The sequence below is a fragment of the Hydrogenophaga sp. genome, from assembly GCF_022844385.1.
Lineage (GTDB): Bacteria > Pseudomonadota > Gammaproteobacteria > Burkholderiales > Burkholderiaceae_C > Hydrogenophaga.
The window spans coordinates 1-15633 of sequence record NZ_JALHLX010000056.1; the positions used below are offsets into that span (position 1 = coordinate 1).

Below are 15633 nucleotides of genomic sequence, written 5' to 3' on the forward strand. Positions count from 1 at the left end.
ATTCGTTCACTCATTCAGGACCGCGCCCGCCCCAATGTGATCTTCGACATGGCCGTGAGCATGGGCATGCGCAGCCTGCGCCACGACGCGCTGGAGAAGGTGGTGCAGGGCCGGATCGACCTCAAGCAGGCTCGCACCGCTTACTTGTGATGCCCTGCCTCCGAATGGCAAGAAGAAAGCCTTGGTGTGGACGCGCGAATCGTTGGAGTTGCAGATGCACATCGTCAAGGAGTGCTCCAGCTACTCGGATGAGGTTGTATGCATTTTCACCGGCCCGTGTCTCAGGTCGTGGCCACCACCAGGCCAATCGCCGATGCTAAATGGAGCTTTCCATCATCGCAGGCCTGACTGTGGGCTACGCCGCACTGAAAAGCAGGTCCACGAGGTAGTGCATGGCGGGAATTGGGGACGAGACAGAGCCTTTGTTTCGGGATTGATTGAATCAACGACTCCAATGTCCCCAGAAGGCGCCACCCGATCCGCCAGACTCCAGTTTTCTAGGCCCGTGTCCGCAGCCATGCGAACCCTGTGCCATCCTGGCGTTCAAACCCAGCCTTGTTTCCAGACGCCCTCATCCTGCAGCTCACGCCACGGAATGATTTGAGTGGCCTTGGAGAACACCGCTTCAATCTCCACCAACTCAATCGGGTCAGTGGGCAAGTCGGGTTGAATCACACTGCTGACCAGGAAGTGTTTTTGTTTGGCCACAGGCGTTACCGCCGTCCATTTGGTCAGCAGCAGTTTCTTGGGGTTCAGGGGGGTCATGGCTTTTGCTCGATTCCAGCTTCAGCGGCTCGGCATCAAAGCCCGCACCGCCTCCCCCAGTTCGATCACCGCCAGCGCGTAGTAGCTGCTCCAGTTGTAGCGCGTCACCACATAGAAGTTTTCCGTGCCGGCCACGTAGGTGGGTGGGGCGCCGGCGTTTTCCAGCAGCACCAGGGCGAGCTTGCCTTGGTGTTGCAGGGCGGGGCCTTCGATCACGGCGCCTTTGGCGGTGAAGCTCTCCACGCTGAAGCTGGGCAATATGTCGGGGGCGAGCAGGGTGTCCAGGTCGAGCTTGCTGGTGTCAAAGCTCACCGGGTAGTGGGTGGGCATGCCGGTTTGCCAGCCGAAGGCCTTGAAGTAGTTGGCCACGGAGCCGATCACGTCGGCCTGGCTGTCGAAGAGGTCGACCTTGCCGTCACCGTCGTAGTCGATGGCGTATTTCACCCAGCTGCTGGGCATGAACTGCGGCCAGCCCATGGCGCCGGCGTAGCTGCCGCGCGGGCTCAGGGGGTCGGTGCCGGTGCGTTCGCTCAGGCTCAGGAATTGTTCGAGTTCACTTTTGAAGAACTCGCTGCGCGCGCCAGCGCGCGGGTGGCTGGCGGGGAAGTCAAAGGCGAGGGTGGTCAACGCGTCGATCACGCGGTGGTTGCCGGTGTGCTGGCCGTAAAGCGTTTCCACGCCGATCACGCCCACGATGAGGCTGGCGGGCACGCCGTATTCGAGTTCAGCGCGGGCGAGGGTTTCGCGGTTGTCTTCCCAGAAGCGCTGACCGGCGCGCAGGCGGATGGGCTCGATGAAGCGGGCGCGGTAGGCGGCCCAGTTCTTGGGCGTGCCAGCGGGCGCGGGCCGCATGAGGCGAATGATGTTGGGCATGCGCTGCGCCTGGCCGATCTGCTGGCGCACCCAGGCGGGGTCTAGGTTGCGGCGCACGGCCAGGTCGGTGGCGAAGGCCATGGCGGCTTCGCTCTGGTCGTAGGTGAAAACGGGGGCGGTCTGGGTGTTGCCGGGGCGCGCTTTGGCGGGCGACTGGGCGAGGGCGGGCGTGGCCGCCATGAGGGCGGCGGCGAGTGCACAGAGGAAACGGTTCACAGATTGCAATGGGTGCCTTGGGGGTCGGGGATCAATGTCGGGTGTGTTCAGGTGTCGGGGCTTTTGGGCCAAGCCAGGCGCTGAAACTCGCGTTGCAAACTGGCCAGGGTAGTGTTGCTGGCGCCGGGGCGCGCATAGCGTTGGGCTTCGAGCTGAAGCAGCCATTGTGCAAGCGGTGCGGCGGCGCCGGCATGGCCCCAGCGTTGTTGTACGCGTTGGGCCAGCTCGCGCGGCGGTGTGTGGTCGGCGCTTTCCACGCCCAGCTTGTGCAGCCGGGCGCGGGCGCGCTGCAGCAGGCGCAGCCAGGGGTCGTGTTGCTGGCGCTCCCACAGCGTCCAGGCGGCGCCGAGCAGGCTCACGAACACCACCACGCCGATGAGCACGTAGGCCAGATCCGTCCAGCTCGGGGATTGGAAGCCCAGGTTCTTCAGCAGGTCGAGCTGGCGGCCCTGGGTGTAGTTGAGCACCCACTGGTTCCAGCTGTTGTTCACGGCTTCCCAGGCGGCGCGCAGCTGGGCGGCGATGTTGGGGTTGAGGTTGCCGATGGCGCCGGCCAGTGCGCCCTGGGGTGCACGCAGGCGCTGCAAAGTGCCCACGCGTCCCGGGGCCACGGCCGATGTCGGGTCCACGCGGACCCAGCCCTGGCCTTGCAGCCAGACTTCGGTCCACGCGTGGGCGTCGCGCTGGCGCACTGTCCAGTAGCCGTCCACGCCGTTGAGCTCGCCGCCCTGGTAGCCGGTGACGACGCGTGCCGGAATGTCGAGCGCGCGCATGAGGATGACGAAGCTGCTGGCGATGTGCTCGCAGAAGCCCTGGCGTTTGTCGAACCAGAACTCGTCGGCGGTGTTGGCACCAAACACACCGGGCTCCAGCGTGTAGGTGTAGCCGCCGGTGCGCAGGCGGTTCATCACCGCGTCGACGAGTTTGGGGCTGGCCTCGGGGCCGGCGCCGTGTTCGCGCCGCAGCTCCTGCGCCAGCGCCAGCGTGCGCGGGTTGAAGCCGGCGGGCAGCTCGATCTGGTCTTGCAGGCCCACCACCTGCGTGAGCGGGCCGTGGCGGAAGGTGGGGTAGCTCTCGGCGCTGTAGCGCACCAGCGTGTTGAGCGGGCGCTGGGTGAACCACTGCAGCTCGTTGCTCATGCGCACCGCGTTGTCGGGCACCTCGGGCGCCTGCTGGGTGGACTCCATGACGAACAGCCAGGGCCGGCGGTTGGGCTCCATGGTCACGTCGTAGCGCACGGGTGGGCCCGACACCTGCAGGTCGGTGGGCAGTGCCATCGACTGCGGGAAACCCGAGCGCAGCACACGCCACTCGCTGCCGTCAAAACTGCTGAGCACCGGGCCGCGAAAATACAGCTGTGCCTGCGGTGGCGGGCGGCCTTCAAAGCGGATGCGGAACGCGATGCTGTCGTCGAGCACCAGCTCGGCGATCTGCCCCACCTTCATGGAGCCCGAGAGGCCGCTGCGCCCGGTTTCGTCCTGCCCCGGCACACCCCACAAGGGCGACAGGCGCGGGAACAACAAAAACAGCACCAGCATGATGGGCGCACCCATGAGCGCCATGCCACCCGCAATGCGCGCAGCCTGCGAGAGCGGCGGGCGGCCCACCGGCATGTGGGCGTTCACCAGCGCGGTGAGCAGGCCGAGCAGCGCCACCAGAATGCCCGCCGCAGTCAACAGCGACTGCGAATAGAAAAAGTGGGTAAGCAGCGTGAAGAAGGCGAGGAAGAACACCACGAAGGCGTCGCGCCGCGCGCGCATCTCCAGCGTCTTGAGCGCGAGCAACACCACGATGAGCGTCACGCCCGCGTCGCGCCCGAGCAGGGTGCTGTGGGTCATGAAGGTGGCGACCAGCGTGATGCAGAGCAAGCCCACGCGCACCGGCCAGCCGGGCAGCGGCAGGCCGCGCAGCGCGAGCAGGGTGCGCCACACCAGCACGCCGGCGGTGAGCGCCGTGCACCACCACGGCGTGTGGCCCACCTGCATGAAGGCCACCCAGCCGATGACGGCGAGCAGGAACAAGGTGTCTCGCGTATCGCGAGGGAGTGTGGCCCCCACGCTCCACCGCTGCGCGGGTCGCTGCCCCCCGGGGGGGCGCGTTTTGCCTTGGGGCGGCCCGGCGGCAAAACCGGGTGCTTCGTTGTTCAACATATGGCCAACGCCTCCAGGCAGCGTGCGCGGTGGGCACCACCTTGATCGGGCGCAATCTCGCGGCCGGGCACGCGCAGGCCGTAGTCCAGCCCCTGCCGGTCGGCCATGAGCACCCAGGCTGTGAGGCGGGACAGGCGCGCTTCCAGGCCCGCGCCGCCGCACTGCGCGTGGTCCAGCCAGAGCTGGTGGCGCTGGTGTGACAAGGCGTCGCGGCTCACCAGATCGTCGCGCCCGCTGGAGAACGCCTGCGCGGCCTTGCGCCACACCACGGCCTTGAGCGGGTCGCCCCGGCGGTAGGCGCGCACGCCGTCGAATTCACCGGTGCTCTGCACGCGCGCGGCGCCCGAGCTGCCGGCCTGCGGCTCGCCCGGGGGAAGTGGCGGCGGGTGGCTTTCGGGCTCGGGGTACACCAGCACGCCCGAGGCCGGGCGCCACACCGCCCACACGCGGAAGGTACCCAGCGGAAACAGGGTCTGCGCGGTCAGCGGCGGCAGCGGGTGCAGGCCGCGCTCGGGCGACGGAAAGCTCACCTGCAGGTGGGCGCTGCCTTGCGCGGGCACGTCGGTCCAGGCCAGGGGCGCGTGTTTGGGGTCGGCGCCGATCACGCCCATGCCGATGCCGTAGCGCGTGCGCTTGCGTTCGCTCGAAAGCCGCACCGTGAGCGCCACCGCCTGGCCCGCGTGCACCGGCTCGGGTGGTGAGAGCAGCAGCGTGATGCCGCGCAGGTTGCCGTGGCACACGTGCATGCCCACCACAGCGCTGCCGGCCAGCAAGAAGGTGAGCAGGTAGCCCAGGTTGAGCTGGTAGTTGATGCTGGCCACGAGCAGCAGCAGCAAGGTGATGCCCAGCATCCAGCCCGGGCGGGTGGGCAGTATGTAGACGTTGCGCTGGGTCAGCGTGAGGGTGTCGGACTTGGGCAGGCGGTTGTGCCACCAGGTCTGGAGGTGGGCACGCAGCGTGCGCCACGGGTGGCGCCAGGGTTGCAAGCTGAGGGCGCCAGCGGGCGAGCGCGCAGCGGTGGCCACCATGTCAAGGCAGGGGCACCGATTCGAGCAAAGCTCTCACTTGCTCAACGGGACCGCGCCCCGCATCCCGCACTGGAATCAAGCGGTGTGCCACCGTTTGCGGCAGGATGGCGGCAATGTCGTCGGGCGCCACGTAGTCGCGCCCGCTCAGGTAAGCCTGCGCCTTGGCCGATCGCACCACGGCCAGCGCAGCGCGCGGCGACAGGCCCTGTGCAAACCACTGCCCATTGCGCGTGGCGGCCACCAGGTCTTGCAGGTATTCCAGCACCGGCTCGGCGGTGTGCACCTGGCTCACCGTGTGTTGCAGGGCAGCGAGGTCGGCCGGCGTCAGGGCTGAAGAGAGTTTGTCGAGCATGTCGCGGCGGTCCTGGCCGCGCAGCAGCTCGCGCTCGGCCGCGCGGTCGGGGTAGCCGATCGAGAGGCGCATGTGGAAACGGTCCAGCTGGGATTCGGGCAGCGCGTAGGTGCCCAGCTGGTCGTGCGGGTTCTGCGTGGCGATCACAAAGAAGGGCTCGGGCAGGGCGCGCGTTTCGCCTTCCACCGTTACCTGTTTTTCTTCCATCGCCTCAAGCAAGGCGCTTTGCGTTTTGGGGCTGGCGCGGTTGATCTCGTCGGCCAGCAGCACCTGGGCAAACACCGGACCGGGGTGGAAAACAAAGGCCTCGCGCCCGCGTTCGTAGATCGACACGCCCACCAGGTCGGAAGGCATGAGGTCGGCGGTGAACTGCACCCTTGAAAACTGCAGGCCGAACGAGCGGGCCAGCGCGTGGGCGAGGGTGGTTTTTCCGACACCCGGAACGTCTTCAATGAGCAGGTGACCACCCGCCAGCAGGCAGGCCACACAGTCGGAAACTTGCTGAGTTTTGCCCACGATCACCGTGTTAAGCTGATTCAGCAACTGTTGAATTTTTGTGTCGGCTTGCATGCCGCGAACCTTACCGTAAAACGATCATGGGACAGGCCACCGGGTATTTCACCCACAAGGATTGTTGGAGACACGAAATGGGCGCCGGACACCCGGAATGCCCTGAGCGTCTGGACGCCATAGAAGACCGTTTGCTTATGAGCGGACTCGACGTGGCGCTGGAGCGGCGCGAGGCCACCGCCGCCTCCATGGCCGACCTCGAACTCGCCCATGGACGCATGCACCTCGCCTCGTTGCGCGGCCTCAGCGACAACCTGCGCGACGAGATCAAGGCCGGCGGCCCCAGCCACGCGCAGGTCGACCCCGACACCTCCATCAACACCCACAGCTGGGACGCAATCCTGATGGCCGCCGGTGCCGCGATTGACGCGACCGACGCGGTGATGGCCGGCGAAATGCCCAACGCCTTTTGTGCGGTGCGCCCACCGGGCCACCACGCCACGCGCAACCAGGCCATGGGCTTCTGTTTTGTGAACAACGTGGCAGTGGCCGCCAAGTACGCGCTGGAGCGCCACGGCCTGAAGCGCGTGGCCATCATCGACTTCGACGTGCACCACGGCAACGGCACCGAAGACATCGTGGCCGGCGACGACCGCATCCTCATGTGCAGCTTCTACCAGCACCCGTTCTACCCGGTGTGGGAGCACGCCACGGCGGCCAACCTGGTCAACCTGCCGGTGCCGGCTTACACGAAGGGCATGGACATCCGCGAGCTGATCGACATGAGCTGGATCCCCCGGCTCGACGCGCACAAACCCCAGATGATCTTCATCAGTGCGGGTTTCGATGCCCACCGCGAAGACGACATGGGGCAGCTCGGCCTGGTGGAGCAGGACTACGCCTGGATGACCATGCGCATCAAGGAAGTGGCCGAGCGCCACGCCAAGGGCCGCATCGTGAGCTGTCTTGAAGGTGGCTACGCACTGAGCGCGCTGGGTCGCAGCGTGGAAGCGCACTTGCGGGTGCTGGCCGACGTTTGAACAGGGCTTCGCGTCAGTCCCGATCTTGACAAAATTTGCCAAGACCCTATTCTCGGCCGCATGAGCACGATGAACATCTCCCTGCCCGAAGCCATGAAGAGCTTCGTGGACCAGCAAGTGAGCCAGGGTGGTTACGGCACCAGCAGCGAGTACATGCGCGAGCTGATCCGCAAAGACCAAGAGCGCTTGCAGTTGCGCACGCTGTTGCTGGCAGGCGCGGCGTCGCGGCCAACGCAACCGGTTGACGCAGCATACTTTGCGAACCTTCGCCGCCAGTTGCCAGCGGCGGACAAGACGAGACCGAAAGCTTGAAGTTCAAGTCCGTTGTCCCGCGCGAACAAGCCAACCGGGACATCGACGCGATCCTGCTGTACTACATTGGAAATGAAGCGCCTGCCGCAGCGTCGGGCTTCATCGACCAACTGGAGCAGGCGTTCACCCACATCGCCCGACAGCCGGCCACCGGGTCCCCGCGCTACGCCCACGAACTCAATTTGCCGGGCTTGCGGTTCTGGCCGTTGACGCGTTATCCCCACCTCGTGTTCTATCTGGAGCGCGAAGACCACATTGATGTCTGGCGGGTGCTGCATGGGCAGCGCGACCTGCCCACCTGGATGCAGGAAGTTGGATGATCAAGGCCACCCGTCACTTTTCCGGACCACACACATGAATACCGATGCCGGTTTGCTGCACACCCGCGACGACCGCGGTGTGCACTCCCTCACCCTCAACACCCCGCGCAGCTTCAACGTGCTGTCCGAAGCCATGTTGATCGCCCTGCAAGCGGCCATCGACGCGGTGGCGGCCGACCCCAAGGCGCGGCTGGTGGTGATCGGCGCCAGCGGCAAGGCGTTTTGCGCCGGGCACGATCTCAAGGAAATGAAGGCGAACCCGGAACTGACGTACTACCAGGCGCTGTTTGCGCGCTGCTCGCGGCTCATGCTGGCCATCCGCAAGCTGGAGGTGCCCGTCATCGCGCGGGTGCAGGGCCTGGCCACCGCCGCCGGTTGCCAGCTGGTCGCGCAGTGCGACCTGGCAGTGGCGAGTGACAACGCGAGCTTTGGCGTGAACGGCATCGATGTAGGGCTCTTCTGCGCCACGCCGGGCGTGGCCTTGTCGCGCAACATCCTGCCCAAACAGGCCATGGAGATGCTGCTCACGGGCGATTTCATCTCGGCAACCGAAGCGCGCGACAGAGGACTGGTCAATCGGGTGGTGGCGCCCGATGCGCTGGACGCTGAAGTCGCCGCTCTGGTGGACCGCATCCTGGCCAAACCGCCCGAAGCCATCGCCATGGGCAAGGCGCTGTTCTATCGCCAGCTGGAAACCGGCATGGAGGCGGCCTACCAGCTCGCTGGCCAGACCATGGCCTGCAACATGGCACACCCTGTGGCGCAGGAGGGTGTGCAGGCCTTCATCGACAAACGCGCGCCAGGTTGGCGCGCCTGATCATTCAACGCGACGCTCATCTTCATGGCCACCACTTCTTCCGCCGCGCCAAAGCCCATCGACGATTTCGGTCTCTGGCTGACGGCCTTCACACAACCCACGGTGCTCACCGAGTTGGGCGCACTGGCCCTGTGCATTGCAATCGCTTTGGGCATCGCCTGGCTGTTGCGGCGTGCGCTGCGCATGCAGGACGAGAAGACCTCGGTGCTGTTCGGGCGGCGTCTCATCGACGGTGTGATGTTCCCGCTGCTGCTGCTCACGCTGGCCTACGTGGCGCGCGCGCTGCTGCTGGAGCGTTTGCCGCTGGCGGCGTTCAAGGTGGCCATTCCGGTGCTGGTGTCGCTGGTGGTGATCCGTGTGGGCGTGAAGGTTCTGCAGGTGGCGTTTGCCACGGCTCCGTGGGTGCGGGTGCTGGAGCGCACCATTTCGTGGGTGGCATGGTTGGCCATGGTGTTGTGGGTGAGCGGCTTGCTGCCGGTGGTGCTGGCCGAGATGGACCAGATCACCTGGAAGATCGGGGCGAGCACGCTCAGCCTGCGCACCATGATCGAAGGCATCCTCACCGCTGGCGCGGTGCTGATCCTGTCGCTGTGGGTGTCTTCCGCCATCGAAACGCGCCTGCTGCGCAAGGCGGTGGGCGGTGACTTGTCGTTGCGCAAGGCGGTGAGCAACGCCACGCGCGCGATGCTGATGTTCTTCGGTCTGATCATCGCGCTCTCGGCCGTGGGCATCGACCTCACCGCGCTGTCGGTGCTGGGTGGCGCCATCGGTGTGGGCATCGGCTTCGGTCTGCAGAAGCTGGCTTCCAACTATGTGAGCGGCTTCGTGATCCTGGCCGAGCGCAGCATGCGCATCGGTGACAACGTGCGGGTGGACAACTTCGAAGGCATCATCACCGACATCAACGCGCGTTACACCGTGATCCGCTCCACCACGGGGCGCGAGTCCATCGTGCCCAATGAGCTGCTGATCATCAACCGGGTGGAAAACCTGTCACTGGCCGACGACCGGCTGTGGCAGTCCACCGTGGTGTCGGTGGGCTACGAGAGTGATGTGGAGCAGGTGATGGCCCTGCTGAAGGACGCGGCCCTGACGCAGGACCGCGTGCTCAAGGACCCGGGACCGTCGGTGGCCTTGTCCAACTTTGGCGCCGACGGCCTGGAGTTCACGCTGGGTTACTGGATCGCCGATCCCGAGAACGGCACGCTCAACATCCGCTCGTTGATCAACCGCAAGGTGCTGCAGGCGCTGCGGGAAAACCAGATCGAAATCCCGTATCCGCAGCGCGTGCTGCACTTCAAGGCGCAGCCCGGCGTGGCGGAGGCGGAGTTCTCAGCGAGACATGAGGCTCGGTAGGTACAGCGCGATGGCGGGGAAGGCGATGAGGATGCCCAGGCGCACGATGTCGGCCATGACAAAGGGCCAGACGCCGCGGTAGATGGTGCCCAGTTTGACGTTGGGCAGCAGCGAATTGATCACGAAGAGGTTGAGTCCCACAGGTGGCGAGATCATGCCGATTTCCACGATGGTCACGATCAGGATGCCGAACCACACCGGGTCAAAGCCCAGGCCGATGATCACCGGGAAGAACACCGGGATCGTCAGCAAAACGATGGCCAGCTCTTCCATCACCATGCCCAGCATCAGATAGATGCCCATCATCATGACCACCACCATGATGGGGTTGGGGCTGAACTGCAGCACGAAGTCGCGCAGGTCGCCCGGCATGGTGGTGAAGTTGATGAAGTTGGTGAAGATCATTGCGGCGATCAGGATGGTGAACAGCATCGCCGTGGTGCGCGTGCTCTCCACCAGAATGTCCATCAGCACCCGGGGCGTGAGCGAGCCGCGCAGCAGCGCAAAGAAGAAGGCACCCGCGGCGCCCACGCCCGCACCCTCGGTGGCAGTGAACACGCCGCCGTAGATGCCGCCGATGACCATGCCGAACAGGACCACCACGCCCCAGATGCCCCGGATGGCTTTGAGCCGCTGCGCCCAGGTGAAGCGCTCCGCGCGTGGACCGGCTGCTGGATCGCGCCAGGTGACGTACACCACGCCCAGGCACAGGCAGCTGATCGCCACGAGGCCCGGCAGGATGCCGGCCACGAACAACTTGCCGATGTCGGTCTCGGTAATGATCCCGTAAATGACGAGAATGGTCGACGGCGGAATCAGGATGCCCAGCGTACCGCCAGCGGCAATGGCGCCGGTGGCCAGTGTGTCCTTGTAGCCGTGGCTCTTCATTTCCGGATAGGCCACGCGCGTCATGGTGGCCGCCGTGGCGATGGACGAGCCGCAGATGGAGCCGAAGCCGCCCGAGGCAATGATGCTGGCCATGGCCAGTCCGCCCTTGCGATGCCCGACGAAGGCATTGGCCGCGGTGAACAGCTCGCGCGCCATGCCGGCCCGGGCCACCAGGTTGCCCATCAGCACGAAGAGCGGGATCACCGACAGCACGTAGTGAAACCCGGTCTCGAAGATCACCTGGCTGGTGCTGGCGAAGGCCGGCTGCCAGCCCCGCATCAGGCCCATGCCCACCATGCCTGCGATGGCCATGGCCACAGCCAGGGGGATGCGCAGGAAGGCCATGAAGAACACGGCCATGAAGCCCAACAATGCTTCGATCATGGTGCGGTCCTGTCGGCGGTTGCGGGAAAGGGGTGGTGCTCGGGCAGTGGGGCCTTCACGAACACGAAGAGCAGGTGAACGAGCCCGGTCAGGAGCAGCAAGGCGGCCATGAGCCAGGCCACAGGTGCAATCGACAACTGCAGGTGCACGGTGGTGTCGCCATATTCTGCGAAACGTTCTGCGCGCAAGAGCATGAGCCGTCCCAGCCACCCGAAGGTGGCTGCGCAGATCAGGTGCACCACACGGGCCTGGATGTCGCGCAACCAGTCGGGGATGAAGCTGTCGAGCGTGTCGAACACCACATGCTCACCGCGCCAGGACACCATCGGCAGGGCGCCGAAGATCACGATGACCATCAGGATCTCGGTGATCTCCAGTCCGCCGGGCACCGAGTTGCTGAAAAACTTGCGACCGGTGACGTCCACCAGGGTCAGCCACATGAGGGAAAACAAGGCCATGGCGGCCATGAGTCCGGTGGACCAGCGCAATGCACGGTCAATCGTCTTGAGCATGATGGTTCTTGATGTGAAAAGGCCGGCTGTGCGATCTGCCCAGCCGGCCCGGCATGGCCACCCAGTGGCCCGGAGGTGTCACTTCGCTTTCTTGATCTCTTCGCGGAATTCTGCCAGCACGGCCTTGGGGTCTTTCAGGCCTTTGGCGGCCGCAGCGGCGGCCCAACGGTCTTCCAGTTCGGCTTGTTTGGCGGCGACCGCTTGAATGAACGAAGGGTCGGCCTGGACACGCACAACACCCTGCGTTTTCTGCACTTCGCGGCTGGCTGCGTCGACCTTGTCCCAGCCTTCGCCGAAAGTACGCGCTGCGTACTCTCCCGAGAGTTTGTCCACCACCGCCTTGTCCTGTGCGGACAAGGCGTTGTACTTGGCCGGGTTCATCATGAAGACGAAGCTGGTGTTGTACAGGCCACCGGGGAAGGTGGTGGCGTGCTTGATCATGCTCAGGCGGAACGAGACGATGGACTCGTCAGGAAAGAAGGTCCCGTCCATCACGCCGGTGGACAACAGTTCAAACGATTCGGGCGCTGGCTTGAGCGTGGTGTTGAAGCCCATCAGTTTGGACAGCTCGTTGATGTTGCCACCACCGATCCGGAACTTGAGCTTGGCCGCGTCGGCGGCCGTGGTCACCGGTTGTTTGCTGTTGAAGATGACACCGGGGCCGTGCGTGAACACGCCCAGGACCTTGACACCACGGTGTTCACCCAATGGAGCAAAGTGTTTTTGGTAGATGCGCTGGTAGGCCACCGACGTCGGCAGGGAGCTGTCGCCGAGGAAAGGAAACTCGGCCACCTGCGTGTTGATGAACCGCCCGGGGGTGTAGCCGTCCACCGTGAAGGAGATGTCGGCCAGACCGTCGCGCACGGCATCAAAGGTGCCCGGCGCTGCGGCCACTGCCTTGGGCAGGATGTTGCATTTCATGCGCCCGCTGCTTTCTTTCTCCAGCGCGTCGCACCAGGTCTTCTGGGCCACGCTCAGCGTGTGGGTGGGCGGCACCCAGCTTGAAGCCGACAGCACGGTCTGGGCCGATGCAAGGCCGCTGGCCAGCAAGGTGGTGGACAGGGCGATCGAGAAAAGGGGGCGTGACTTCATGCATTGACTCCTGTGGATGAGAGGCGGATGGTTGCTCAACATAAACAAATCGAAGAAAAACAATGTAGGGCAGTTCCTGCGCTTGCCGTCTCATGGCTTACCCGAATTCACCGACCCTTCGGTCGGTGAATGGGCGCATGCGCTGATCGGGGCGACAGGAAATAAGGGCTTTGTGGGTTCGGATCGTTCTCCTATAATCACCAAAAAGCACGATCGTTCTTTTTTTGGATGCTTCCCCATTTGTCCCCCGACTGACCACCCCCGACAGGAGGTGGGGCATACAATCCTCGAGTTGACGTGCACGTCAATTCGCACGTCCCTTTCCACAACAGCAGGAGCAACCCAGCATGAAGGTCATCGTCCCCGTCAAACGTGTGGTGGATTACAACGTCAAAGTGCGCGTCAAGAGCGACGGCACAGGCGTGGACATCGCCAACGTCAAGATGAGCATGAACCCGTTTGACGAAATCGCGGTGGAAGAAGCGGTTCGTCTGAAGGAGAAGGGCGTGGTCACCGAGGTGGTCGCCGTCTCTTGCGGCGTCACGCAGTGCCAGGAGACCTTGCGCACCGCCATGGCGATCGGCGCCGACCGCGCGATCCTCGTGGAAACCACCGAAGAGCTGCAGCCCCTGGCCGTGGCCAAGCTGCTCAAGGCGTTGTTCGACAAGGAACAGCCCGGTCTCATCATCCTGGGCAAGCAGGCGATCGACGACGACTGCAACCAGACCGGCCAGATGCTCGCTGCACTCGCCGGCCTGCCGCAAGCCACCTTCGCCAGCAAGGTGGAAGTGGCTGATGGAAAGGCCTCCGTCACGCGCGAGGTCGACGGCGGTTCGGAAACCCTGTCGATCACGCTGCCGGCCGTCATCACCACCGACCTTCGCTTGAACGAGCCGCGTTACGTGACGTTGCCCAACATCATGAAGGCCAAGAAAAAGCAGCTCGACATCGTCAAGCCCGAAGACCTCGGTGTGGACGTGACGCCGCGCATCAAGACCCTGAAGGTCAGCGAGCCGCCCAAGCGCGGCGCGGGCGTCAAGGTGGCCGACGTGGCCGCCCTGGTGGACAAGCTGAAGAACGAAGCCAAAGTGATCTGAGGAACCGACACATGACCGCACTTGTTATTGCCGAACACGACAACGCTTCCGTCAAGGGCGCGACCTTCAACACCGTCGCCGCCGCCGCCCAATGCGGTGGTGAGGTGCACGTGCTCATCGCCGGGCACAACGCCGGCGCTGCAGCTGCCGCCGCCGCGCAAATCGCCGGCGTGAGCAAGGTGATCCACGCCGACGCGCCCGGCTTCGAACACGGCCTGGCCGAGAACGTGGCCGCGCAGGTGCTGACCATTGCCGCGAACTACAGCCACATCCTGTTTCCCGCGACCGCCAGCGGCAAGAACATCGCCCCGCGCGTGGCCGCCCACCTGGATGTGGCGCAGTTGTCCGACGTGACCAAGGTCATCAGCGCCGACACCTTCGAGCGCCCAATCTACGCCGGCAACGCGATTGCCACCGTGCAGGCGCTGGACGCCACCAAGGTCATCACCGTGCGCACCACGGGCTTTGATCCGGCAGCTTCCACCGGGGGCAGTGCCGCCATCGAAACCGCCACGGCAGCCGCCGATGAAGGCAAGTCCAAATTCATGGGCAGCGAGATCGCCAAGAGCGACCGCCCCGAACTCACCGCCGCCAAGATCATCGTCTCCGGTGGCCGAGCGCTGGGCAGTGCCGAGAAGTTCAACGACGTGATGACGCCCTTGGCCGACAAGCTCGGCGCAGCACTCGGCGCCAGCCGCGCCGCGGTGGACGCGGGCTACGCGCCCAACGACTGGCAAGTGGGCCAAACCGGCAAGATCGTCGCACCCCAGCTCTACATCGCTGCCGGTATCTCGGGCGCGATCCAGCACCTGGCCGGCATGAAGGACAGCAAGGTCATCGTGGCGATCAACAAGGACCCCGAGGCCCCGATCTTCTCGGTGGCCGACTACGGTCTGGAGGCCGACCTGTTCGAGGCCGTGCCCGAATTGATCAAGGCACTCTGAGCCCACTGACCACAACAAGGGCATCGTTCGCGATGCCCTTGTTGTATCTGCATCCCTGAATCCGCTGGAGACCACCCCATGAGTTACACCGCCCCCCTCAAAGACATGCTGTTCACCATCGAGCACCTGGCGCGCATCGACCAGGTGGCGCAGATGCCGGGTTTTGAAGACGCTGGCCTCGAGACCGCGCAGGCCGTGCTCGAAGAATGCGCCAAGCTCAACGAAGGCGTGATCGCACCCCTGAACTGGGAGGGCGACAAGTACCCATCGTCTTTCCACGACGGCAAGGTCACGACCACGCCGGGTTTCAAGGAGGCCTTCAAACAATACGCCGAGGGCGGCTGGCAGGGCCTGCAGCACCCGGCCGATTTTGGTGGCCAGGGTTTGCCCAAAACCATCGGAGCGGCCTGTGGAGAGATTCTCAACAGCGCCAACATGAGCTTTGCACTGTGCCCGCTGCTCACCGACGGCGCCATCGAGGCGTTGCTCACCGCCGGCAGCGACGAGTTGAAGGCGACCTACCTTGAAAAGCTGGTCAGCGGTCAATGGACCGGCACCATGAACCTCACCGAACCACAGGCCGGCAGCGATCTGGCCGCCGTGCGCAGCCGCGCCGAGCCGCAGCCCGATGGCACCTACAAGGTGTTCGGCACCAAGATCTACATCACCTACGGTGAGCACGACATGGCCGAGAACATCGTGCACCTGGTGCTGGCCCGCGTCACCGGTGCACCCGAGGGCGTGAAGGGCATCAGCCTGTTCGTGGTGCCCAAATTCATGGTCGGCAAAGACGGTTCGCTGGGCGCGCGCAACGACGTGCATTGCGTGAGCATCGAACACAAGATGGGCATCAAGGCCAGCCCGACCGCCGTGCTGCAGTACGGCGACCACGGTGGTGCGGTGGGTTACCTGGTGGGACAGGAAAACCGCGGCCTCGAGTACATGTTCATCATGATGAATGCCGCGCGCTACGCCGT

At 64.8% G+C, this 15633-nt stretch carries 16 protein-coding genes; 8 read left to right on the forward strand and 8 right to left on the reverse strand.

The annotated features are described in order from the left end of the window. Window positions 1-543: 543 nt before the first annotated feature. From Q0C59_RS11020 to Q0C59_RS11040, 5 genes are all read right to left on the reverse strand, one after another. Window positions 544-765 (reverse strand): TIGR02450 family Trp-rich protein, encoded by a 222-nt coding sequence (locus tag Q0C59_RS11020; protein ID WP_291215215.1) that lies wholly within the window; start codon window positions 763-765, stop codon window positions 544-546. A 21-nt stretch (window positions 766-786) separates the two neighbouring features. Next, window positions 787-1818 carry a lytic murein transglycosylase B gene (mltB, locus tag Q0C59_RS11025; RefSeq protein WP_370654276.1) on the reverse strand — a complete coding sequence of 344 codons (1032 nt, stop codon included), beginning with the start codon at window positions 1816-1818 and terminating at the stop codon, window positions 787-789. Between the two features lie 83 nt (window positions 1819-1901). Further along, the gene (locus Q0C59_RS11030; protein WP_291215218.1) at window positions 1902-3875 is read right to left on the reverse strand and encodes a DUF3488 and transglutaminase-like domain-containing protein; all 1974 of its coding nucleotides are present in this window, start codon (window positions 3873-3875) and stop codon (window positions 1902-1904) included. Between the two features lie 122 nt (window positions 3876-3997). Beyond that, a complete protein-coding gene (locus tag Q0C59_RS11035) occupies window positions 3998-5032 on the reverse strand; it encodes a DUF58 domain-containing protein (protein WP_291215221.1) in 1035 nt (344 codons plus the stop codon). 1 nt (window position 5033) lies between these two features. Beyond that, window positions 5034-5954, reverse strand: a complete 921-nt coding sequence (locus tag Q0C59_RS11040; protein ID WP_291215224.1) for a MoxR family ATPase — start codon at window positions 5952-5954, stop codon at window positions 5034-5036. A gap of 26 nt (window positions 5955-5980) precedes the next feature. Here Q0C59_RS11040 and Q0C59_RS11045 point away from each other — a divergent pair, with 26 nt between their 5' ends. From Q0C59_RS11045 to Q0C59_RS11065, 5 genes are read left to right on the forward strand one after another with little or no spacing between them, the layout of a single operon-like run. Further along, entirely contained in the window at window positions 5981-6934 is a 954-nt protein-coding gene (locus Q0C59_RS11045; protein WP_291215228.1) for a histone deacetylase family protein, read from the forward strand. A gap of 60 nt (window positions 6935-6994) precedes the next feature. Further along, window positions 6995-7246, forward strand: coding sequence for a type II toxin-antitoxin system ParD family antitoxin (locus Q0C59_RS11050; protein ID WP_291215231.1), 252 nt, complete (start codon window positions 6995-6997; stop codon window positions 7244-7246). Then, on the forward strand, window positions 7243-7566 hold the full coding sequence (locus tag Q0C59_RS11055; protein ID WP_291215233.1) for a type II toxin-antitoxin system RelE/ParE family toxin: 324 nt from the start codon (window positions 7243-7245) through the stop codon (window positions 7564-7566). Before Q0C59_RS11050 ends, Q0C59_RS11055 begins: the two co-directional genes overlap by 4 nt. 34 nt (window positions 7567-7600) lie before the next feature. Continuing rightward, window positions 7601-8383 carry an enoyl-CoA hydratase gene (locus Q0C59_RS11060; RefSeq protein ID WP_291215235.1) on the forward strand — a complete coding sequence of 261 codons (783 nt, stop codon included), beginning with the start codon at window positions 7601-7603 and terminating at the stop codon, window positions 8381-8383. A gap of 24 nt (window positions 8384-8407) precedes the next feature. Next, the gene (locus Q0C59_RS11065) at window positions 8408-9739 is read left to right on the forward strand and encodes a mechanosensitive ion channel family protein (protein WP_291215238.1); all 1332 of its coding nucleotides are present in this window, start codon (window positions 8408-8410) and stop codon (window positions 9737-9739) included. On the opposite strand, the gene Q0C59_RS11070 is transcribed toward Q0C59_RS11065, so the two are convergent. The 3 genes from Q0C59_RS11070 to Q0C59_RS11080 form a co-directional block, all read right to left on the reverse strand. Further along, entirely contained in the window at window positions 9716-11011 is a 1296-nt protein-coding gene (locus Q0C59_RS11070; protein WP_291215241.1) for a TRAP transporter large permease, read from the reverse strand. The two genes, Q0C59_RS11065 and Q0C59_RS11070, sit on opposite strands and share 24 nt — an antisense overlap. After that, window positions 11008-11523, reverse strand: a complete 516-nt coding sequence (locus Q0C59_RS11075; RefSeq protein ID WP_291215243.1) for a TRAP transporter small permease — start codon at window positions 11521-11523, stop codon at window positions 11008-11010. The genes Q0C59_RS11070 and Q0C59_RS11075 overlap by 4 nt, the downstream gene beginning before the upstream one ends. Before the next feature lie 78 nt (window positions 11524-11601). Beyond that, the gene (locus tag Q0C59_RS11080; protein WP_291215246.1) at window positions 11602-12615 is read right to left on the reverse strand and encodes a TRAP transporter substrate-binding protein; all 1014 of its coding nucleotides are present in this window, start codon (window positions 12613-12615) and stop codon (window positions 11602-11604) included. Between the two features lie 347 nt (window positions 12616-12962). On the opposite strand from Q0C59_RS11080, the gene Q0C59_RS11085 reads away from it, so the two are divergent. From Q0C59_RS11085 to Q0C59_RS11095, 3 genes are all read left to right on the forward strand, one after another. Next, window positions 12963-13712: an electron transfer flavoprotein subunit beta/FixA family protein gene (locus tag Q0C59_RS11085; RefSeq protein WP_291215248.1), complete on the forward strand. Its 750-nt coding sequence runs from the start codon at window positions 12963-12965 to the stop codon at window positions 13710-13712. A gap of 11 nt (window positions 13713-13723) precedes the next feature. After that, window positions 13724-14656, forward strand: coding sequence for an electron transfer flavoprotein subunit alpha/FixB family protein (locus Q0C59_RS11090; protein ID WP_291215251.1), 933 nt, complete (start codon window positions 13724-13726; stop codon window positions 14654-14656). A 78-nt stretch (window positions 14657-14734) separates the two neighbouring features. Further along, window positions 14735-15633, forward strand: an 899-nt coding sequence (locus Q0C59_RS11095; RefSeq protein ID WP_291215261.1) for an acyl-CoA dehydrogenase family protein, incomplete at its 3' end; no start/stop codon positions are given.